Source organism: Chryseobacterium phocaeense, assembly GCF_900169075.1.
GTDB classification, from domain to species: domain Bacteria; phylum Bacteroidota; class Bacteroidia; order Flavobacteriales; family Weeksellaceae; genus Chryseobacterium; species Chryseobacterium phocaeense.
Window position 1 is genome coordinate 606,109 of record NZ_LT827015.1, and the last position, 20,061, is coordinate 626,169.

At 40.2% G+C, this 20,061-nt stretch carries 21 protein-coding genes; 15 read left to right on the forward strand and 6 right to left on the reverse strand.

All coding sequences use genetic code 11. From position 1 onward, the window contains the following. Nucleotides 1-2: 2 nt before the first annotated feature. On the reverse strand, nucleotides 3-779 hold the full coding sequence (locus B7E04_RS09540) for a hypothetical protein (RefSeq protein ID WP_080778436.1): 777 nt from the start codon (nucleotides 777-779) through the stop codon (nucleotides 3-5). Between the two features lie 475 nt (nucleotides 780-1,254). Between B7E04_RS09540 and B7E04_RS09545 the strand changes: the two genes are divergently transcribed. Further along, nucleotides 1,255-1,710: an SRPBCC family protein gene (locus tag B7E04_RS09545; RefSeq protein ID WP_080778437.1), complete on the forward strand. Its 456-nt coding sequence runs from the start codon at nucleotides 1,255-1,257 to the stop codon at nucleotides 1,708-1,710. Between the two features lie 125 nt (nucleotides 1,711-1,835). On the opposite strand, the gene B7E04_RS09550 is transcribed toward B7E04_RS09545, so the two are convergent. Next, nucleotides 1,836-2,264: a cold shock domain-containing protein gene (locus tag B7E04_RS09550; RefSeq protein WP_062653608.1), complete on the reverse strand. Its 429-nt coding sequence runs from the start codon at nucleotides 2,262-2,264 to the stop codon at nucleotides 1,836-1,838. Between the two features lie 701 nt (nucleotides 2,265-2,965). On the opposite strand from B7E04_RS09550, the gene B7E04_RS09555 reads away from it, so the two are divergent. The 4 genes from B7E04_RS09555 (at nucleotide 2,966) to B7E04_RS09570 (ending at nucleotide 6,297) form a co-directional block, all read left to right on the forward strand. After that, complete coding sequence (locus B7E04_RS09555) at nucleotides 2,966-3,721, forward strand: SDR family oxidoreductase (RefSeq protein ID WP_080778438.1); 756 nt, start codon at nucleotides 2,966-2,968, stop codon at nucleotides 3,719-3,721. Nucleotides 3,722-4,066: 345 nt separating this feature from the next. Next, the gene (locus tag B7E04_RS09560; RefSeq protein ID WP_080778439.1) at nucleotides 4,067-4,462 is read left to right on the forward strand and encodes a DoxX family protein; all 396 of its coding nucleotides are present in this window, start codon (nucleotides 4,067-4,069) and stop codon (nucleotides 4,460-4,462) included. A gap of 79 nt (nucleotides 4,463-4,541) precedes the next feature. After that, the gene (locus B7E04_RS09565) at nucleotides 4,542-5,615 is read left to right on the forward strand and encodes a sensor histidine kinase (protein ID WP_080778440.1); all 1,074 of its coding nucleotides are present in this window, start codon (nucleotides 4,542-4,544) and stop codon (nucleotides 5,613-5,615) included. Continuing rightward, nucleotides 5,596-6,297 carry a LytR/AlgR family response regulator transcription factor gene (locus B7E04_RS09570; RefSeq protein ID WP_080778441.1) on the forward strand — a complete coding sequence of 234 codons (702 nt, stop codon included), beginning with the start codon at nucleotides 5,596-5,598 and terminating at the stop codon, nucleotides 6,295-6,297. Before B7E04_RS09565 ends, B7E04_RS09570 begins: the two co-directional genes overlap by 20 nt. Before the next feature lie 270 nt (nucleotides 6,298-6,567). Here B7E04_RS09570 and lgt read toward each other — a convergent pair whose 3' ends face one another. Then, nucleotides 6,568-7,404 (reverse strand): prolipoprotein diacylglyceryl transferase, encoded by an 837-nt coding sequence (gene lgt, locus B7E04_RS09575; protein WP_080778442.1) that lies wholly within the window; start codon nucleotides 7,402-7,404, stop codon nucleotides 6,568-6,570. A 205-nt stretch (nucleotides 7,405-7,609) separates the two neighbouring features. Here lgt and B7E04_RS09580 point away from each other — a divergent pair, with 205 nt between their 5' ends. Then, nucleotides 7,610-8,542, forward strand: coding sequence for an NAD-dependent epimerase/dehydratase family protein (locus B7E04_RS09580; protein WP_080778443.1), 933 nt, complete (start codon nucleotides 7,610-7,612; stop codon nucleotides 8,540-8,542). A gap of 41 nt (nucleotides 8,543-8,583) precedes the next feature. Here the strand turns inward: B7E04_RS09580 and B7E04_RS09585 are convergent, their stop codons facing one another. Next, nucleotides 8,584-9,402: an anti-sigma factor gene (locus B7E04_RS09585; RefSeq protein WP_080778444.1), complete on the reverse strand. Its 819-nt coding sequence runs from the start codon at nucleotides 9,400-9,402 to the stop codon at nucleotides 8,584-8,586. 1 nt (nucleotide 9,403) lies between these two features. Next, a complete protein-coding gene (locus B7E04_RS09590; RefSeq protein WP_228439881.1) occupies nucleotides 9,404-9,913 on the reverse strand; it encodes an RNA polymerase sigma factor in 510 nt (169 codons plus the stop codon). Between the two features lie 321 nt (nucleotides 9,914-10,234). Between B7E04_RS09590 and B7E04_RS09595 the strand changes: the two genes are divergently transcribed. The 3 genes from B7E04_RS09595 to B7E04_RS09605 all read left to right on the forward strand — a co-directional run bounded on the left by B7E04_RS09595 (nucleotide 10,235) and on the right by B7E04_RS09605 (nucleotide 12,439). Next, nucleotides 10,235-10,807 (forward strand): fasciclin domain-containing protein, encoded by a 573-nt coding sequence (locus B7E04_RS09595; RefSeq protein WP_080778445.1) that lies wholly within the window; start codon nucleotides 10,235-10,237, stop codon nucleotides 10,805-10,807. 80 nt (nucleotides 10,808-10,887) lie between these two features. Further along, nucleotides 10,888-11,598 carry a ferritin-like domain-containing protein gene (locus B7E04_RS09600; RefSeq protein ID WP_080778446.1) on the forward strand — a complete coding sequence of 237 codons (711 nt, stop codon included), beginning with the start codon at nucleotides 10,888-10,890 and terminating at the stop codon, nucleotides 11,596-11,598. Between the two features lie 25 nt (nucleotides 11,599-11,623). Beyond that, nucleotides 11,624-12,439: a ferritin-like domain-containing protein gene (locus B7E04_RS09605; RefSeq protein ID WP_080778447.1), complete on the forward strand. Its 816-nt coding sequence runs from the start codon at nucleotides 11,624-11,626 to the stop codon at nucleotides 12,437-12,439. A 95-nt stretch (nucleotides 12,440-12,534) separates the two neighbouring features. Here B7E04_RS09605 and B7E04_RS09610 read toward each other — a convergent pair whose 3' ends face one another. Beyond that, nucleotides 12,535-13,542: a LacI family DNA-binding transcriptional regulator gene (locus B7E04_RS09610; protein WP_080778448.1), complete on the reverse strand. Its 1,008-nt coding sequence runs from the start codon at nucleotides 13,540-13,542 to the stop codon at nucleotides 12,535-12,537. Between the two features lie 164 nt (nucleotides 13,543-13,706). On the opposite strand from B7E04_RS09610, the gene B7E04_RS09615 reads away from it, so the two are divergent. The 6 genes from B7E04_RS09615 to B7E04_RS09640 all read left to right on the forward strand — a co-directional run bounded on the left by B7E04_RS09615 (nucleotide 13,707) and on the right by B7E04_RS09640 (nucleotide 20,057). Beyond that, nucleotides 13,707-15,143 (forward strand): mannitol dehydrogenase family protein, encoded by a 1,437-nt coding sequence (locus tag B7E04_RS09615; RefSeq protein WP_080778449.1) that lies wholly within the window; start codon nucleotides 13,707-13,709, stop codon nucleotides 15,141-15,143. 7 nt (nucleotides 15,144-15,150) lie between these two features. Next, complete coding sequence (locus B7E04_RS09620; RefSeq protein ID WP_228439883.1) at nucleotides 15,151-16,500, forward strand: MFS transporter; 1,350 nt, start codon at nucleotides 15,151-15,153, stop codon at nucleotides 16,498-16,500. A gap of 189 nt (nucleotides 16,501-16,689) precedes the next feature. After that, nucleotides 16,690-17,424, forward strand: a complete 735-nt coding sequence (locus tag B7E04_RS09625) for a hypothetical protein (protein WP_080778450.1) — start codon at nucleotides 16,690-16,692, stop codon at nucleotides 17,422-17,424. A 141-nt stretch (nucleotides 17,425-17,565) separates the two neighbouring features. After that, complete coding sequence (locus B7E04_RS22525; protein WP_080778451.1) at nucleotides 17,566-18,129, forward strand: TetR/AcrR family transcriptional regulator; 564 nt, start codon at nucleotides 17,566-17,568, stop codon at nucleotides 18,127-18,129. Nucleotide 18,130: 1 nt separating this feature from the next. Further along, complete coding sequence (locus B7E04_RS09635) at nucleotides 18,131-19,543, forward strand: MFS transporter (protein ID WP_080778452.1); 1,413 nt, start codon at nucleotides 18,131-18,133, stop codon at nucleotides 19,541-19,543. Then, a complete protein-coding gene (locus B7E04_RS09640; RefSeq protein WP_228439885.1) occupies nucleotides 19,518-20,057 on the forward strand; it encodes a methylated-DNA--[protein]-cysteine S-methyltransferase in 540 nt (179 codons plus the stop codon). The genes B7E04_RS09635 and B7E04_RS09640 overlap by 26 nt, the downstream gene beginning before the upstream one ends. The last annotated feature ends 4 nt before the right edge of the window (nucleotides 20,058-20,061 follow it).

Consider the following 20,061-nt stretch of genomic DNA (forward strand, 5'->3'; position numbering starts at 1 on the left):
AGTTAATACCCTAAATAAATAAAAGCATTGGCCGCTATATTCTTGGGCTCAATAGTTATAGGAGTACCTGAACCACCTGATGGCACGTTAACGGTGTGGGTGTGTGCTCCGCTTGAACTGGTTAGCTGTCCGGTTAAAACTGTCGTATTCGCAAGTTGTCCCGTTCCTGTTTTATGATCGAAGATTCCGGTACCCCGGTCTGTATATTGATGGGTATGCTCTCCGGCTGCAGTAGTGGTTCCTGTATAGGTAAGATTCGGTAAATTGGCCTGCGTCAAAGTAACAGTCTGTGCTCCTCCGGCTGATAATAGGGCAGCAGCTCCTCTTTGTTTCAGATATCGGTCTGTAGCATTGGGGAGTGTAGAAACAATAGCAAGTTTTGATGCATTGGCTTGTGCTCCGGCTGGTAAAGTAGTTAAATTTCTTCCGTCTAATTTATACCATCCCTGATGATCAGCTGCTGCAAAACTGTAATATACATCACCTATATTGGGCTGGTTGGTATACAGTCTATACCATCGGGTGCCATCATTGATATAGATACCTTCTGCTACATCGTTGATTGCTGATATATTATAGACTACGATACCTTTTTCATGACTGGCAAGAGGAATGGGTGAAGCAGTATCGGAAAGGGAGAGCCGAGGTAATAACAGGCCTTTTGAAGCAGAAGATAATTCTAAAGCAGCATTGGAATTAGGATTGACAGTACCAATACCCACCTGGGTCTTGAGAATGCCTGAAAGACATACTGCAATTAATAATAAATTGTTTTTCATATGATAAGTTTATTTTATCTTTTGTTTGTGTTTTATTCATAATCCTGATAAAATATTAAAAGACAATAATAATCATGACGTTTATTGAGTGGCAACGACTATTATTTGCTTATAGATTTATCTGAGATATATTTTTATCTTTTTAAGAAACTCCTTAAAAAAGAATTGTGTTTTTATAGTGCAGATCAGTATGTATTATTTATTTGTAAAATACACTGCAAACTTATTTTATTTATCCTTTTTACGGTAAAAATGGAGTGTTACATAGATATTACTCGTTGTTAACTTATTGATTATCAGTGTTGAATTGATTTATTGCTTTTTCTTTTAAAATTGGAGTTAATTAAATTGTAAGCAATGCAAAAATGAAAATACCCTACTTGATTCTGTTTTGAAAATGGATATCAGTATATTTGAACATCAGAAATTTTTAATTGCTATTTAAAGCATCTTATCGTCCCTAAAATCAAAAATAATGAAGCACAGACTTTTTCGGGAACAGCAGCTCAATTGTACAGTGGAAACAGCGTGGAAATTCTTTTCCGGAGCCGGCAATCTTTCCGAAATCACTCCAAAAGACATGAACTTTATTGTATTGACCGAAATGGAGAATGATGAAATTTATGAAGGAATGCTGATTGATTATTACGTCTCACCACTGTTTGGAATTAAAATGAAATGGCAGACCGAAATTATAAAGGTAGATTTTCAGAAAAGCTTTATCGACTTCCAGAAAAAGGGACCTTATAAGCTATGGCACCATCATCACGAGTTTATTCCCAATGAAAAAGGAGTACTCATGAAAGATACCGTAGATTATGAGCTTCCCCTGGGATTTTTGGGTGAAATAGCCCATACGCTTTTTGTAAAAAAGAAACTGGAGCATATTTTCAATTACCGGTATAAGGTGCTGGAAGAAATGTTTAGATAGATTCAAACTCAATCTGGTATTACATTCGCCCAAGCAAATCTTATTTTTTTAAATAACAAAAGCCGCCCCGAAGGACGACTTTCTTTTATTATTTTACCGTCTGCATTGAAAATGCAGACCTGTTATTATTTGATTATCTGGATGTTAACAGCAGAGAATCCTTTTGGAGATTTTTCCTTCTCGAAAGAAACTTTATTTCCTTTCTTCACCGGCTGCGCACAGCTGTTGTTATGGAAGAAAATATTTTCCTTGGTATTGTCTTCTGTAATGAACCCGTATCCCTTTTCACTGTGAAAAGTGATGATTCCTGACTTTCTGATGTCTTCCTCAACGATAGGTGCAGCACCAAGCTGGATATCATCAATGTTTACTTCCTGTCTTTCTCTTTCTTCAGGAGGGGTAGGAGTCAATCTTCCGAATTCGTCCACATACATGAAAACGTCTTCTGCTCCTTTGTTGTTATTCGTTTTACGATCTTCGCGTCTTAGCGCCTTTTCTTTTTGCTTTTGAATTTTTTTCTTGAAATTTTCTTTTTTAGAAAAAGAGTCTGCCATAAATAATTGTAGTATTTAATTTTAAATTATAATATTTGTTTATCTGATCTGCCTGTACCTGTAAAGTCTGCAGTTGTCCGTCTATTCTATCTTTGGAACCAAACGCCGGTGACGTTCAGGGGTAAAAAAGTCTTTTTTTAAAAAACGAGGCGTCTGAAAAAGCGGGGACTGAAAAGAGTGATTTTCTAAACTATAACAGAGGGCAAAGGCAGCAGCCTATTAATTAATACACAAATATACGACAATTAACTGAATAAATCTATTTTAAACCATTGATTATCAAAAAATTATTTTTGGTTCATAGAAATTGTAAGTATTTTATTTCAATATATGGTATTTTAAAATAAAAAAATCCTCAGTATTCTGAGGATGATAAAAAAAAATATATTATAAAAATGAAGTGGTGTATAATATGGTTGATCCAGCTGCAAATGCTGTGCCTAAAAATCACTTATTTTAGACTTTTATTGAAAAAAGATAGAATTTAAAGGCCTTTGAAGTATGTATTCTATTGGTGTTTAATGTGATATATTATTTTTTAAACCTGCAGAAAAAACATTTAAATTTTAAACTGAACTGCAATTTTTTGAAAATATAAGTAAGAAGTTCGGAATTCATTACAACTTTCCGAAAAATTCACCATGATGAAATGACCGTTATTTTCCATCTTTGTTTCATAATAATTCAAAAAAGTATTCAATATGTCAACACAAGATGTTAAAGGAAAAGTCGTATTAATTGCCGGAGGAGGCAAAAATTTAGGCGGATTGCTGAGCAGGGATTTTGCTGCCAAAGGAGCAAAACTGGCTATTCATTACAACAGCGAAAGCTCAAGAGAGGCCAGCGAGAAAACCCTGGCCGAAGTTCAGGCATTGGGAGCAGAAGCATTCCTGTTTCAGGGAGACCTGACTACAGTCGGCAATATCACAAAGTTCTTTGATGAAGCCATAGCAAAATTCGGAGGAATTGATATTGCGATCAATACGGTGGGGATGGTGCTTAAGAAACCTTTCGGAGAAACCACAGAAGAAGAATATGACACCATGTTCAATGTCAATTCAAAATCAGCTTATTTCTTTCTTCAGGAAGCCGGTAAAAAACTGAATGACAATGGCAAAATCTGTACAATCGTTACTTCACTGCTTGCGGCTTACACCGGTTTATATTCTACCTATGCAGGGGCAAAAGCTCCGGTAGAGCACTTCACAAGAGCAGCTTCCAAAGAATTCGGAGGAAGAGGGATTTCCGTAACGGCAGTTGCGCCCGGCCCTATGGATACGCCTTTCTTTTACGGACAGGAAACGGACGATGCAGTAGCCTATCATAAATCTGCCTCTGCATTAGGAGGATTAACGGATATTAAAGACATTGCTCCGCTGGTAGAATTTCTGGTAACGGACGGATGGTGGATCACCGGGCAGACCATTTTCGCCAATGGTGGGTACACAACGAGATAATTAAGTTGGTAAACTAAGAGCCTGTTTAAATTTTTCGAAAAACATTATTTAACATTACGAAGTTAAGATTTTAAGGGATTTTCACTTGAAGACCTTAATAAAATCAATTTATTGATTTCTTAATAATTGATGTATAGGAAGTTTCTTAAATCCTTAATGTTTAAAATAAGAATAAGCTTCTTTTTATTCAGATAAGAGAAATTAAGAGTATAAAATTAAACAGGCTCTATATAATTCCTGAAAGTGAAATCGAAGACTATTTCGGTTTCACTTTTTTATATACCCTTGTAAGGTGTTGATATGCTGGGAGTATGATGCTGTTTACGGGTTGTATACATTAGAGATATGAAACAGAATTTTTACCTCCGTTCCGCATTGTCGGTTATCTTACTCATGCACAGTGTGGTCTCTATTTTCAGTGGCGATGTGAATGATTTTGGACGTCTTTATCTGGATACGATAGGTTTCAAACCTTTCGGGCTTTATCTGGCATGGGCAGTGAAACTCATTCATCTTTTCTCTGTATTTTTAATCTGGTCTGATCGTTTTGTTAAAGTCGTTTCCGTGAGCAACCTGTTTATTATGGTGTTGGGAATTTATTTTGTACACTGGCAAAACGGCTGGTATGTAGTGGGGGGCGGAAGCAATGGAATTGAATTTAATGTGCTGATGATCTGCTGTTTCTTACAGCTGATATTCACGAAATATCCCCACGGAAAGGGAGAAAACCGGAGTTGGTAGACGCTTAACCGGGATTACAGGTTTTGAATTTTTATTTTACACCGAAAGGTAGTATTTTGCATAGTAAATCCTATTACCCTTGAAACCAGACAGAAAATCAAAGTTATATGTCCATCTCCTCTTTTGGGTGCTGTACTATGTTCTGGAGGTGTATCTGGATTTTTACTGGTCCAGGTATCAGTTTCCGGACACAGAATGGCAGACAAGGCTTCAGCATACCATTATTCTGGAAATCGGCTATCTTTTGATCAAAATGCTGATGGCTTATGCACTGCTCTTCGTTTATGAAAAGAGCCGGATCAGGAAATGGCAGGCCTTTATTCTTTATTTTTCCATTATCGCTGCGGCTGTTCTGGCTCACCGGTTTTTTACCCATTATATTATTTATCCGCATATATATGGAGTGGTTGAAACCCTTGATGGGAAAGAGCCTTCCGGATTTATGAACGGGCTGGTAGCCTTCAATTCCTTTATGGATCTTATCTTTTTGGCAGGCCTGATGTTCGGAGTGGAAATTACCCGGCAGAAAAATGTGCTGAAACAGCAGTACTCACAGTTGAAATCTGAAAAGCTGGATCAGGAACTTACCATGCTGAAAGCCCAGATCAACCCGCATTTTCTGTTCAACACCCTGAATAATATCTATGGAATGGCCCTTAAAAAAGCCGATGAAACACCAGATGCCATTTTACAGCTTTCCAAAGTGATGCGGTACAATATTTATGAAGCTACAGAACGCTATATTTCAATAGACAAAGATGTGGAAAATATCAGGGATTTCCTGCAGATACAGCAGATTCGTCATCGTGACCTCGCCATCCGTTTTAATGAAGATATTGATCATCCTTCCCAGGAGATTTCACCGCTTATCCTGATCCAGTTTGTGGAAAATGCGTTTAAACACGGCGTTTCCGAAACTTTAGGCAAAAGTTTTATTCATATTGATATTAAACTGAACAATGGAGTGCTTCATTACCATATTGAAAATTCAAAAGAAGAAAAGCCCCACGGAAATTCTACAAAGATAGGATTGAAGAACATCCGGAGACAGCTTGAACTGCTTTACCCGAAGCATATTCTTACTGTTGAAAGTACCAATGACCGGTATATTGTAACCTTAATTATTAATTTAAATGACCCATCCCGTTTCTAAAAAATACAACTGCATCATTGTGGAAGACGAACCCATAGCAGCAGAAATCCTTGAAAATTTTGTTTTGAAGGATGAAGAACTGAATCTTGTAGAAAAATGCTCAGATGCCGTATACGCCGGAAGTGTACTGAACAGGCATGACATAGATCTTATGTTTCTGGACCTGCACCTTCCTGTGGTGAAAGGTTTTGATTTCCTCAAAAAACTGAAGAAACCGCCTCTGGTAATAGTCACCACCGCTTACCATCAGTATGCATTGGAAGGCTATGAGCTTGATATTGTGGATTATCTGATGAAGCCCATACCTTACGCAAGATTCACCAAAGCGGTTGAAAAATTTAAGTATCTGGCTAATGCAGAAGAAGCTTTACTGGAAGCCGCAGACCGGGAGCATATCTTTATCAGCAGCGGGAAAAAACAGATAAAGATTATTTTTCACGATATTTTTTTCATCGAAAGCTTGCGGGAATACATCCACATCCACACCAAAGCGGGAACCATTACGGTTAAAATGCCCATCAGCAGGATAGAAGAAAGCCTGGACCCGAAAATGTTTGTGAGGATCCATAAATCCTATATTGTTTCCAAATCTAAAATTGAAGTCCGTTCCGCCAGCATGATCCAGGTGAACGGCAAGAAACTCCCGATCGGCAGGACGTATAAGCCTTCAATTGAGTGGTAGCCTTGATAGACCTGAAACTTTATTTGATAGCTCTTTATTTTTTACCTCTTTTATTTTGTGCAAATTTGAATAGCTAAACTTACTTCATAGTTCAAATCTTATGAAGGAAAACAAGACCGATTACAGTAATTAGAATAAATGTGGAGGTGAGTATTCTGGCTGAAGAATACGGAATTGGCTTAATGATCTTAAGCCAATTTTTCATGAATTTTGAATGTAACAGAAACCCCTGAAATCAACTGATTTCAGGGGTTCTTAATTGTAAGATATTTATGAAACACTTATTTTATTTTTCTCCCGGATGCTTTTCACAATAAAAAACAGACCGATGAATAAAAACGGAATGCTTAAGATCTGTCCCATATTCAGACTCATTCCGTGTTCAAAATCAACCTGGTCTTCTTTGACAAATTCTACAAAAAACCGCACGATAAAGATCAGAAGCGTTGTAATTCCGAAATAAAATCCCTTTCCGATTTTAAAACTGTTTTTCTGATACATGAAATACACAGCAAGAAAGATCAAAAGGTAGCACACGGCCTCGTAAAGCTGCGCCGGGTGCCTCGGGATCAGATCCACCTGCGTGAAGACAAAAGCCCACGGTGCATCAGAAGGAGTTCCTATGATTTCAGAATTCATCAGGTTACCCAGCCTGATAAAAGCTCCGGCAAGAGGAGTTGCAATAGCAATCACATCCAGGACAGACATGAATTTAATGGAGAATTTTCTCGCATACACCAGCAGCATAATAATCAGCCCGATTCCGCCGCCATGGCTGGCCAGTCCTGCATAACCCGAAAAATGATAGGCTCCGTCTGTTCCTTTCTGGATCGGAAGGAATATTTCAACAGGATGCTGGGAATAGTAATCAAAATCGTAAAAGAGGCAGTGCCCCAGTCTTGCCCCAACAAGAATTCCTATAAATGCGTATGAAAAAAGGGATTCATGGGCTTGCCGGCTCAGGTTTTCTTTTTTATAGACTGACTTTAGAATAGTGTAGCATAACACAAGTCCGGCAAGGAATAAAAGCCCGTAATATTTTAGCGGGAATCCGGCCATATTAAAAATCTCGGGACTTACATCCCAGGTAACGGATAATAAATTCATGGCGCAAATATAAAAGATATGACTCTTTTTAGTGAACAGAAACACGGTTTTAGGATATTTTTGGGAGTATATCATGTTTTCTGAAAAAATAAACTTGGTTTTTATGTTTGAACAGAGATATTGTTATAACTTCCGTACATTGGAACCTTCCCTGATCATTATGATTTCAGAATATTGTTCCGTCAATTTTTAAACACAGAAAATTATGCAAACCATATTGGGAGCCAACGGGCAGATTGGCGAAGAACTGGCCAGAGAGCTTAAAAAGAACTATACCCCAGACATCAGGATTGTAAGCAGAAATGCTGTGAAAGTAAATGATACGGACACCGTGTTTTCAGCAGACCTTTCAGACCGTGAAAAAGCCAGTGAGGCGATAAAAGGAAGCGAAATTGCTTATTTTACTCTGGGAATGCCTATGAATACTGAACTTTGGGAAAGGCAGTTTGAAATTATTCTGAGGAACATAATCGATGCCTGCAAAATTCACGGTACAAAGCTGGTGTTTTTTGATAATACCTATATGTACCCGCAGGATAGCCGGGTGCTTACCGAACAGACACCTTTCGCACCAGTGGGGAGAAAAGGAAAGGTAAGACAGGGAATGGCAGATATGCTGCTGAAGGAAATAAAAACCGGACAAATCAGTGCGGTCATCTGCCGGGCTCCAGAATTTTATGGCCCGGGTAAAACCCAGAGCATAACCAATACCCTGATTTTCGATGCGATCAGTAACCACAAAAAGCTGAAAGTTCCTTTAAGGGATGATACCAAAAGAAGCCTGATCTGGACACCCAATGCAAGCAGAGCTACTGCTCTGATCGGTAATACAGAGGATGCATACGGGCAGACATGGCACCTGCCGGTAGATCAGGATAAACTTACTTACAGGCAGTTTATTGAACTGACGTCACAGATATATGGCAGGGAGCTAAAATATTCAGTGATTCCCCAATTTATATTTAAGATTGGTGCATTGTTTAATAAACAGGCAAAAGAACTTCTGGAATTGCTTCCAAGATACGGGCATGACAATATTTTTGATGATTCAAAATTCAGAAAACGTTTTCCTCACTTTGCAGTTACTTCATACAGAGAGGGAATTAAGCAAATTAAGGAAGAGCAACAAAAAAATTAAAGTTGAATCCTGAAGATAGGACGATTCAGGAATAGAAAGCTTTAGATTCCCCCCATCACATACATGTTTTCCATGGTGGGAACTTCGCTTCCACCCTGTTTTTCAAGCGTGATTGCAAATGCCTGTGCTGCAGGAATACTGGAAAGTGCTATTTTGCTGTCTTTTTCTTCGGTGTACATGCCCGCATTCACAGGTTTTCCGTCTGCGATCGCCCAAAGCTGATACTGCATGCCTTCCGGAGCTTTCGGGAGATGTTCAGCATTCAGGTAGACTTCTTTTGTTTTTTTGTCCCAGAACACCATGGCTTTGGAATCGGTATGTTTTTCCACTCCTTTGAGCATTACCATCTGCATATCGGGATTAGAGAACATGCTCATCTTCTGATTCATTTTTTGCATGGCCAGATCCTGGGTTTTCTTTTCAGTCTGTATTTTGGCTATTTCTTTTTGGGTCTCAGACTGACGGTTCATCCAGAAGATATTTCCGGCAGCACTGATCAGTAATAATATCGAAGCTGCGGCTGCATACATTTTCCAGCTGCTTTTTTCCTTAGGTTTTATTTCAGCCTCAGGTCTGGCAGCAGGAATATCCGGCTGGGCAACATGTTCTGGTTCTTTTACCTCTTCACGGGTTGTTTCCTGCTGGATCTTATTCCAGATTTTTGATTTTAAATCGGCAGGAGGAGCCACAGCCTGTTGCGTGGCCAGTGCTTCCATCGTTTTTTGAGCTTCTTCGAAAGCCGCCTTCACTTCAGCATTGTTCTTCATCACACACTCCAAAATCCCTGCCTCCTCAGGAGAAGCAAGTCCTAGAATATAAGATTCTATAATTCCGGATGATATGTATTCTTTTGTGTTCAATTTATTGATAATCTTTTAGCAAATCCTTTAATTTCATCAGTGCATTCCGCATTTTGGTTTTCACCGTTCCAAGGGGTATCTTCAGCTTTTCAGATATTTCGTTCTGGGTATATCCCTGGTAATAGGCCAGGTCAATAAGTTCCTGTTTATCAACCTCGAGACCTTCAAGTACATTATTAAATCCAATAAAATCGGAAGAATTATTAGTCGTTGAAAGTTCTGCAGAATTATATACGAAATCCGGAAGAGGCTGGTTTTTAAGTTCGTTCTGAAAGCCTTTTGATTTTAAATAATCTATGGCTGTATTCCTCGCAATATTAATCATCCAGGTATAAAATCTTCCTTTTGATGAATCGTATTGGTGAATGGCATTCCAGATTTTAACAAAAACATCCTGGATAATCTCTTCGGTATATTCCTTTGACTGTACAATTCGGAGAACCACCCCATACAGAGCGCCTGCATAGTGGTCATACAAATAATGAAAGCCTGTTTCGTTTTTTTCTTTCAATAGAACGATAAGCTCTTCTTCCGAATAGGTTGTTTTAATAGCAATTGTTTTTCATTCCAAATGTAATAAAATAAAACATACTACAAATAACATCCGGAAAATCTTTTACATCGTACATAATTTTAAAGAATTGATGGGAATAAACCCGTATGAAAACAGAGTCGTAAAAAAAAGATTAATCTGCTTCTGTTTGACTCTGAAAAATGAACGGTTTGTAAATTTTTAAATAAAAATCAATTTTTTTAAATCTGAATTAAAACCAACCTCGTAAATGAGATTAAGAACACAATTCAAATACTATTAATTTAAAAAATCAACACAATGAACACACAATCAAAAATCGCAGTTCTGGCAATGATCGCTTTATCATTTGCTTTCAGTGGGAAGGTAACTGCACAAACGATGAAAAAAGAAAAAACGGTAATGGTGGGAGGCGCTGCCATGTACCCATCTAAAAATATTATTGAAAATGCAGTCAATTCTAAAGACCATAAGACTTTAGTGGCTGCCGTAAAAGCAGCTGGTCTGGTAGAAACGCTTCAGGGGGCCGGTCCGTTCACCGTGTTGGCTCCTACGGATGCTGCCTTTGCAAAACTTCCGAAAGGAACCGTTGAAACTTTGGTAAAACCTGAAAACAAGGAAATGCTTACCAAAATCCTGACCTATCACGTTCTTGCAGGAAAATACAGTGCAAAGGATATCTGGGCTGCTGTGAAAGCCGGAAACGGGAAAAGTATGATGAAAACGGTGGAAGGCGAGGGCGTGACATTCTGGACCAAAGGAAAAGACCTTTACATCCAGGATGCTAAAGGAAACAGTGCCAAAGTTACAATTGCTGACGTGAACCAATCCAACGGAGTGATCCACGTGATCGATACCGTACTGATGCCTTAATATTTTAGTTAGTGAGCAGCATAAATCTTTATGCTGTTTTTTCTTCTTTTAAATAACCTAACACTCAAACCTATAATATTATGAAAAAAACGATTAATGTTTCTAACCAGGGCGCAACCCTGGATACAAGCAGAAGAAATTTTTTGAAACTGGGCGGTATAGGGCTGGCTATGGCAGGTCTTACACTGATCGGTTGTGATGACGATAATGACTACGGATTCATGGATGATAAGGTTTTTGACCTTGGAACTGGAGACGTAGGAGTGCTGAATTATGCCTATGCACTGGAACAGCTGGAAGCTGATTTTTATACCAAAGTGGTCAATAATTTTTACTCCGGAATCTCAAGCGTTGAAAAGCAGGTTTTCACGGATCTCTACCATCATGAGGTGATTCACCGGGACTTTTTCAAAGCAGCTATTGGTGGTGTAACGGCAAATGTTCTGCCTACTCTTCAGTTTCAGTACCCGAATGTGAATTTTAATGACAGAAGTTCCGTACTGGCCACAGCGAAAGCACTGGAAGATACCGGAGTGGCTGCGTACAACGGTGCCGGAAAGTATATTACCAATCCGGCTTATCTGGTGATTGCCGGGAAAATAGTTTCTGTGGAGGCCAGACATGCTTCTGCCATCAGGAATATCATCAATCCCGGATCTACAGATTTTTCCGGGGATGATGTCATTGATGCAAACGGACTGGATCTTGCCAAAGAGCCGAAAGATATTGTAATGGCAGCAGGCGGATTTATAAAAACCCCGTTCACCTGGAAAGAAAGAGGAATCAGCTAATTATTCATTGTCAAAATCTACCATTATGAACATTCTAAAAATACTCGATAAGCTTTCTAACGATAAATTTTTTACCACAGAAGCGACAAGATTAGAAACCATGACCCATATTTCCGGATTTGGAAAAAAAGCAGCCGTAGCTGCTGTTCCACTGGGACTGGGAGCATTGATGACCACATCTGCCAAAGCAGAAACTCTGGATCAGTCAGTTTCCGCAGGCTTTTTTAAAACTGCATTGACGGAAGCCTTACAGCTGGCATTGGTGCTGGAATATCTGGAAAATGAATATTACGCATTAGGGCTGGCAGCACCCGGATTGATTCCCAATGCAGACCGGCCTGTTTTCATGCAGATCTCAAAGCATGAATCGGCCCACGTAGGATTCTTAAAAAGCACATTGACCTCTTTAGGAGAAACCCCGGGGGCCAAACCCATTTTTGATTTTACGGCAGGCGGAAGTTTTATGCCTTTCACAGATTACAACCAGTTTCTGATTCTAGCCCAGGCTTTTGAAGATACCGGAGTTCGTGCCTATAAAGGACAGGCTGGAAATGTAATGTCCAATAAAGCAGTATTGCAGGCGGCTCTTCAGATCCATTCCGTAGAGGCAAGACACGCCTCACAGGTGAGAAGAATGAGGGCCAATAAAGGCTGGATAGAACTTGCCGATGGCGGAAGTATGCCAGCTGCAACCAATCCTGTGTATGCCGGAGAAGGTAATGTGGATCAGGCCGGATTCAATACCGCTAATGCTTTCGGGGCTGCCGCAGGATCGGCCGCTTATGATGAAATTTTAACAGGAACAGAAGCCCAGGCTATTGCAGGGCTCTTTATTGTCTGAAAAGTGATTTTATATTTTGGTGTGAATCCTATCCTTAGAACATGTCTGGGGATAGGATTTTTTTATATTCCTTCAAATAGATACAGATAGAAAATTTATAAAGTAGAAGCCCTCTGCACCAAGACCGCATCCATTAAAACCGTTCTGCCGGGTGCCGAACGGTCTTTTATTTTTTCCAGCATCAGTTCTGCCGCAGCTTCACCCATGGCAACCAAAGGCTGCTGTACACTGGTAAGCTGGGGATAAACAATTGTTGAGAGTTCAGTTCCCGAAAAGCTGGCCACGGCCACATCATCTGGTATTTTTATGTTATGTTCAAGAAGAGCATTCATCGCTCCGATGGCTAAAGTATCACTGAAAGCAAAAATACTGTCGAATTCCACCTTTCTTCGCAGCAACTGCTGTACTGCATCTTTTCCATGTTCAAAGGACATTCCTTCCGTTTTGATGATCAGGTTTTCGTCAGCCAGATTGTATTTGGTGAGAATACGTTTATAGCCGTTAGCCCTTTCTACGGCATTCCGGATGGTAGACGGTCCCATAATGTGGGCAATTCTTTTTCTTCCCGTTTTAATCAGGTATTCTACAAGCAGTGAGGAGCTGATATAATCATCCACCACCACTTTGGAAACATCCAGCGATTTATCCGGAATTCTGTCAAAGAATACCAATGGTGTTCCCTGGGTCATCATCTGCCGGTACACATCATTATTATAGGTTTCATGGCAGACATTGATAATGATTCCGTCTACATTGAAATCTTCCAGCAATTGCAGGTTTTTTCTTTCAATAAGAGGATTCTCATCAGATTGGGTAATCACCAGCCTGTAACCGAGAGGGTAAAGCACATGCTGAATCCCCTCAAGAACCTTTGCCGAAAACGGAGTGATCATCTCCGGAACCACAACCCCTATTGTTTTTGACTGCCCTGACTTTAAATTCAATGCCGTCAGGTTGGGTTTATAGCCTAATTGATCAGCAGCATCCAGCACCCGTTTCCTTGTTTCCAGGTTCACATTTTTATCATCAAGGAGCGCTCTGGAGATCGTAGAGGTAGATAATGACAAAAATTTGGCGAGGTCTTTAATCGTAATACGTTTCATCAGCCTGGGTTTTTGGGCTAAAATTAATAAAAAAATAGGCAATTGGGAACGTTCCCTGAGTTTTGGGAACGTTCTCAATGTAAATTATATAAAAAATAGTATTGATGAACGGAATGTTAATATAGTTTTAACGGATTGACTAACATATTAATAATCTTTTATCTATGAAGACCGTTTCTTATCACTATGATGTCCAAAAAATAAAAACCGGAATTGTGCACATTGGTGTGGGAAATTTCCACCGTGCCCATCAGCAGTTTTATACCCATAAAATATTAGAGTCAGAAGATCAGCAGGAATGGGGGATCTGTGGAATCTGCTTACTGCCTTCAGATGAAAAAATAGTTAAGAATTTAAAAGCTCAGAACCTGGAATATTCTCTTACCGTATGCGGAAGAGACGGAAATGATGAGGTTTACAGGATAGGATCGCTTCGGGAACTGATCTGGGGAACAGAAGATCCGGAAGCCGTGATGGAGAAAATTGCAGACGGTTCGGTAAAAATCATCACCTTAACGATCACAGAGGGCGGCTATAATCTGGATAAGGAAACCGGAGCTTTTATTTTGGATGATGAGAACATTCAGCATGATTTAAAAACATCCGGAACTCCTTCAACAGTATTCGGATTTGTGACGGAAGGACTTCGCCGGAGAAAACTTAAAAATAACGGAGGGATTACCGTGCTTTCCTGTGATAACCTGCAGCACAACGGTAATACCGCTAAAAAAGCATTTACCACTTTCATAGAAGCTAAGGATAAAGAGCTTGTGGAATGGGTGAATGCCAATGTTACATTTCCCAACAGCATGGTAGACCGCATCACACCGGCGGTAACCCCGGAAGATGTGCAACGGCTTAATGAAAAAAGCGACCTGAAGGATCTGGCTCCTGTATATTGTGAAGATTTTGCACAATGGGTCATCGAGGATGATTTTATTGCAGGCAGACCTGCGTGGGAAAGGGCAGGAGTAGAGTTTACGGATGATGTCACTGCTTTTGAAAACATGAAACTGAGCCTTCTGAATGCTTCCCATACCTTACTCTCTTACCCTTCTTTCCTTATGGGGTACCGGAAAGTAGACCAAGCCATAGAAGATCAAAATGTGGTGAAATTCATCCGCAATTTTATGGATATGGATATCACGCCTCTGGTTCCCGCTCCGAAGAATACTAATCTGGAAGACTATAAAAAAACACTTCTCGAAAGATTTTCCAACCACAGTGTCAGCGACCAGGTAAGCAGGCTGTGCTTTGACGGAATGTCAAAATTCCCGGTATATATTATTCCTAATCTGTCCATAATGATCAAGGCAGGAATGGATCTTACCCGGCCGGCCTTTCTGATTGCTTCCTACAGACATTATCTCAAATATAAAACAGACGATCAGGGGCATTCCTATGAAATTGGAGAGCCCTGGCTGACTGCTGAAGATCAGAAACTGATTGAGGACGAAGATCCTGCTGCTTTTTTGAGCGTATCCGCTTTGAAAGGAACTGACTTGAAAACCTCAGCAGCGTTTGTTGACTTATTTGGTCGGTTTGTCCATCAGATTAAAAATGAGGGAACCGGTTCTGCTCTAAAATCAATCCTAAAATAATTTCGCCATGATCATGAATTCTGAACCCCAGCCAATGGGCACAAAATCCAATAATGCGATTCTGCCGTTTGTTATCATTACCTTCATTTATTTTATTGTGGGTTTTTTAACCACAGTGAATGAGCAGCTGCAGGCCCCTTTGAAATTTACCTTCCTCAGTCATGCGGGAGGGCTGAAAAACACATTTACAACATTAATTTCCTTTTTCTTCTTTCTGGGCTATCTTCTGAACGGAACCTTGGGGAGTAAGTGGGTTAACACTTTCGGGTATAAAAATACTATTCTGAGAGGCCTTTTCTTTATGATCTCCGGACTGTTTATGTACCTGTGTTCTTCCTGGGTCGGGTATCAGTATCCGGAATTGAAGTTCAGTATCAAAGATGCGGTGATTCCTTTCGGATTTGTAATTTTTGTGGTAGGATCTTACCTGATGGGAACATCGGCGGCCATTATCCAGGTGGTGGTAAATCCTTACGCAGCTTCCTATGAATTAAAAGGAACCCAGCCCGTACAGCGTCTTAATATTTTAACAGCGATCAATTCTATAGGAACTACATCTGCCCCTTTTTTTGTGACGGTTATTATGTTCAGCGGAATTTCCATTGAAAATATAGAAATTAAGCAGCTTCTTCTGCCGCTTTCCATCCTGATCATGTGTATCCTGATCATTATTGTCATTACGAAAAGGCTTCATTTACCGGACATCGCCCATACCAGAGCTGTCGCCGGGGAAAAGCTGGAAAGAAGCATCTGGTCGTTCAGACACTTTGCATTCGGAGTTCTTGCGATTTTCTTTTATGTAGGGACGGAAGTAGCCATTGGAGCAAATATTAATCTGTATGCATTTGAGCTGATGGATTCCGGGCATCCGATCACCTTCTTTGGGAAGACTGATATCATTATCGGAGGAATGGATCTGGGGATTCATGCATTACTGTCCACATTGTACTGGGGTGGATTCCTGATAGGAAGGGCGGTATCAAGCTTTTTCAGTAAGATTTCTGCAAGAACCCAGCTGGCTGTCACTACTATTCTGGCTGCCATCCTTGCCTTAATTTCTATGATTACCCAGAACTTATGGTTCCTGGTAGCCATCGGATTGCTACATTCTTCCATGTGGAGTTGTATCTATTCCCTTTCTATTAAAGGTTTGAATAAATATACTTCAAAAGCTTCGGGAATTTTTATTTCAGCCGTATTTGGAGGTGCTGTTTTTACGCTTGTACAGGGAGGGCTGGCAGATATTTTCGGATCATGGAGATGGACCTGGTTTCTTACTGTGATCTGTGAATTGCTTATGCTGGCATATGCACTGTTCGGATCGCGTATACGCGAGAAAGACCTTTTAGATAAGTAAGGAAGATGGAAGATGGAAGATGGAAGTCCGGGTGAAATGAAGAACCGGACGTGTTTTTTTCTTCTCTTTTAATGCCCGTCTTTAATAAACCTGCCAGATACTGAAAGTCTGGCAGTACTTCCAGCCTCCCTCTTCCAGCTTCCTTTCCCTTTTCACTCAAAAAATAATCAACCTTTTAAAAAACACAATATGCTTAAATATCATCTGTTGTTCATTTTCTCTGTAGTCCTGGGAAATTTGTCATCGAGTGCACAGGAGCTGCATTCCGCTCTACAGCTAAGAAACAGTCATCTGTGGAGAGGGCTGGAAGTGTCTGCCGGATTGGTGTATACCGGAGACCTGCATCTGGATTTTAAGAATTTTTACGGTGGTTTCTGGGCTGGCGGCAATGTAGACGGTTCTTATAAGGAATTTAACCATTACATCGGTTACAAGAACAAACATCTGGTGCTGGAACTTTGGGATATTTATAATTTTTCTCCCGGTGCAACCTATAATAATAAGGAATATTTTAATTATTCCGCCCGTGAAACCGGACGTTTCTGGGATTTCAGATCCTTTTATACCATCAGTGAGCAGTTTCCTCTGGTGCTCAGCTGGAATACGGTGGTTTTCGGAAGGGACAGGAACAGCACCAATACGGAAAATAAGTATTCCACCTTTGTTTCCGGCGAATATCCTTTGTATAAAAAAGAAAGTCTGGAAGTCCGGGGCAGGGCAGGATACGGTTTTGCCCTGAACAACAGCAACGGGGAAAAGAACAATTTCTTTGCAAAAGAAGCAGGATTCAATGAAATAAGCCTTATGGTTTCAAAGAGCTTTACGATTGAGGGCTATAAAATTCCTGTTGGGATCTGGGCGATGTGGAACCCGGTCAATAACAATGCGTTTCTTCAGTTTTCTGTCCAGGCGTATTCATTTTAGAGCATAAAAATTTGAATATTAAATAAAACAGTTTAATTTTTTGAACGTTTTTTATTGTTAAATAAGAGCTAATCGGCTTAATAGATAAAATTGAAAAAATAAATAGACAATATTGTCTATTTATTTTTTTAGCTTTGTTACATGAAACAGAGAGGACAAGTTGTAATCGATAAAATTCTGGATACTGCCGACAGATTATTTTATTCGCAGGGCTACAGCAATACGGGGATTAATCAGATTATTGATGAAGCGGATATTGCAAAAGGGTCTTTATACAAACATTTTGAAACAAAAACAGATCTGCTGGTTGCTTATGTGCAGAGAACACATGAACTTTGGTTCACCCGTCTGGAAGCTGCAATCAATGAAATTGCAGATCCTAAGGAAAAACTGTTGGCTCTTTTTGATCATCATACCCGGAGACAGGAAGTCAGGCAGTTCGGAGGCTGTCCCTTTATAAAAGCCAATGATGAAGCGGGAACGGACGATCCAAGGTTTTTAGCGGAAATACAGGCACAAAAAATCCACAGTAAAGAATTCATCAAAATACTTGTTGAAAATTCCGGTCATAAAAAATTCCTGTCGGATGAAGAACTGGCAGAAACCATTTACATCATGCTGGAAGGATCCATCGTTACCGCTTCCGTTTTCAAAAATGCTGAAGAGATCCAGGCTGCAAAAAAAATCATTCAAAAACTGATCTGAGATGAAAGAGATAAAAAATAAATGGCTGGAGCTGATCATTGTATTGGCCGCGCCACTGCTTTCCGTGATTGATGTATTTATTATTAATGTTGCGATTCCTACCATTAAAAAAGGAATCCATGCTACGGATGGCGAGATGCAGCTTGTTATAGCAGGGTACCTCCTTGGATATGCGGCTTTCCTTATCACCGGGGGCCGGGCAGGAGATCATTTTGGGCGAAAAAAAGTATTCTTCTGGGGAATGTTTGCTTTTACTGTTGCTTCCTGTCTGTGCGGATTGTCGCAGACGGCTTTACAGCTGAACCTTACCAGGCTTCTTCAGGGGTTGAGTGCGTCATTTATGGTTCCGCAGACCATCGCATTCATTCAGGTTTTGTTTACGGATACCAGAGAACGGGCAAAAGCATTCGGGTTGTATGGAATTACCCTTGGAACTGCAGCTGTAATCGGGCAGGTATTGGGCGGCTATCTGTCGGATACCCATTGGGTCATTGAAGGCTGGAGATTGGTGTTCTTTATCAACCTTCCAATTGGAATCATAACACTTTGGGCAACACACAAGTACGTCACTGAAACTGCAAAGCATCAAAATACAAAATTCGATTATACAGGAATTTTAATCCTGACCTTAGCTTTATTTTCCCTTATTTATCCGTTGATTCAAGGGCGGGAATCCGGCTGGCCACTTTGGAGTTTCGGGCTGCTGGCCGTATCGGTTTTGCTTTTTATCTTTTTCATTTATAACCAGAAAATCAAACTTTCCCACCATCAAAATCCACTGATCGACATCAGATTATTTAAGATAAAGGATTTTAATATGGGACTGGTTGCCGTGCTGTTCCATTTTATGCTGCACACGGCGTATCTTTTACTGAGTGCGGTTTATCTGCAAAACGGGCTGGGTATTTCGGCACTGGATTCCGGATTGTATTTTATTTTCCCGGGAATTTTATTTATCATTTCTTCCGTTATGGCTTCAAGACTGATTGTGAAATTTGGGAAAAGGGTACTGCAGGTAGGTGTTGTTATTTTAATGGCCGCATTTTATTTTCAGATGACGCTTTGGAAACCGGGAATCAGCACCTGGCTGATTATTGGATTAATGGGGGTCTGGGGATTTGGAAACGGGCTTGTTCTTCCTTCACTGCTGAATATTGCCCTTAAAAACGTACCGGCCCGGTATGCCGGTGCAGCAGCGGGAATCTATTCAACTTTCCAGCAAACTGCGTCCGCACTGGGCGTGAGCATCATTGGCGGTGTCTTCTTTTACTTTTCAAAAGACGGATGGCAAACGGCTTATCATTTTGGAATCCTGTGTTTATTAATTTGTGTGGTCATCGTAGGATTGATGCTGCAGCTGCTCCCGGGTACAAAAACAGCTGATGAAAATGTCACCAATATCATATCCGAATAATATGAAAAATCAGAATCCGTTACAATATAAAGATGTTTCCTCACCGGTTGGCCTGATCAGGGTGATCGCTTCCGATAAAGGCCTTGCTGCAATTATCTGGGAAGGGGAAGATTGTAAAAGAACAAAGCTTTCGGTTCCTGTGAGAGAAGATAACCACCCGATCCTGTTGAAGACCGAAGATCAGCTGAACGAATATTTTGAAAATAAAAGAAAGGTTTTCGATATTCCCTTTGACCTGAAGGGAACTGAGTTTCAGATAAAAGTCTGGGAGGCTCTGTTGAAAATTCCGTACGGTGTTACAAAAACTTATGGAGAACTGGCTGTCATTCTCGGTGATATAAAAGCGGTTCGTGCTGTTGGAGGTGCTTTGAATAAAAATCCGGTCTCCATTATAATTCCCTGTCACAGGGTAGTGGGGGCGTCAGGAAAACTGGTCGGTTTTGCCGGCGGTCTCGAAAATAAATCTGTTCTTCTCGATCTGGAACAAGGTTTTACCATGCAATGTTTATTTTAAAATT

Excerpts from the sequence above, each read along its gene's own strand:
- B7E04_RS09540 (WP_080778436.1), bottom strand. The coding sequence starts at position 779 with ATGAAAAACAATTTATTATTAATTGCAGTATGTCTTTCAGGCATTCTC.
- B7E04_RS09545 (WP_080778437.1), top strand. The coding sequence starts at position 1,255 with ATGAAGCACAGACTTTTTCGGGAACAGCAGCTCAATTGTACAGTGGAA.
- B7E04_RS09550 (WP_062653608.1), bottom strand. The coding sequence starts at position 2,264 with ATGGCAGACTCTTTTTCTAAAAAAGAAAATTTCAAGAAAAAAATTCAA.
- B7E04_RS09555 (WP_080778438.1), top strand. The coding sequence starts at position 2,966 with ATGTCAACACAAGATGTTAAAGGAAAAGTCGTATTAATTGCCGGAGGA.
- B7E04_RS09560 (WP_080778439.1), top strand. The coding sequence starts at position 4,067 with ATGAAACAGAATTTTTACCTCCGTTCCGCATTGTCGGTTATCTTACTC.
- B7E04_RS09570 (WP_080778441.1), top strand. The coding sequence starts at position 5,596 with ATGACCCATCCCGTTTCTAAAAAATACAACTGCATCATTGTGGAAGAC.
- lgt (WP_080778442.1), bottom strand. The coding sequence starts at position 7,404 with ATGAATTTATTATCCGTTACCTGGGATGTAAGTCCCGAGATTTTTAAT.
- B7E04_RS09580 (WP_080778443.1), top strand. The coding sequence starts at position 7,610 with ATGCAAACCATATTGGGAGCCAACGGGCAGATTGGCGAAGAACTGGCC.
- B7E04_RS09595 (WP_080778445.1), top strand. The coding sequence starts at position 10,235 with ATGAACACACAATCAAAAATCGCAGTTCTGGCAATGATCGCTTTATCA.
- B7E04_RS09600 (WP_080778446.1), top strand. The coding sequence starts at position 10,888 with ATGAAAAAAACGATTAATGTTTCTAACCAGGGCGCAACCCTGGATACA.
- B7E04_RS09605 (WP_080778447.1), top strand. The coding sequence starts at position 11,624 with ATGAACATTCTAAAAATACTCGATAAGCTTTCTAACGATAAATTTTTT.
- B7E04_RS09610 (WP_080778448.1), bottom strand. The coding sequence starts at position 13,542 with ATGAAACGTATTACGATTAAAGACCTCGCCAAATTTTTGTCATTATCT.
- B7E04_RS09615 (WP_080778449.1), top strand. The coding sequence starts at position 13,707 with ATGAAGACCGTTTCTTATCACTATGATGTCCAAAAAATAAAAACCGGA.
- B7E04_RS09620 (WP_228439883.1), top strand. The coding sequence starts at position 15,151 with ATGATCATGAATTCTGAACCCCAGCCAATGGGCACAAAATCCAATAAT.
- B7E04_RS09625 (WP_080778450.1), top strand. The coding sequence starts at position 16,690 with ATGCTTAAATATCATCTGTTGTTCATTTTCTCTGTAGTCCTGGGAAAT.
- B7E04_RS22525 (WP_080778451.1), top strand. The coding sequence starts at position 17,566 with ATGAAACAGAGAGGACAAGTTGTAATCGATAAAATTCTGGATACTGCC.
- B7E04_RS09635 (WP_080778452.1), top strand. The coding sequence starts at position 18,131 with ATGAAAGAGATAAAAAATAAATGGCTGGAGCTGATCATTGTATTGGCC.
- B7E04_RS09640 (WP_228439885.1), top strand. The coding sequence starts at position 19,518 with ATGTCACCAATATCATATCCGAATAATATGAAAAATCAGAATCCGTTA.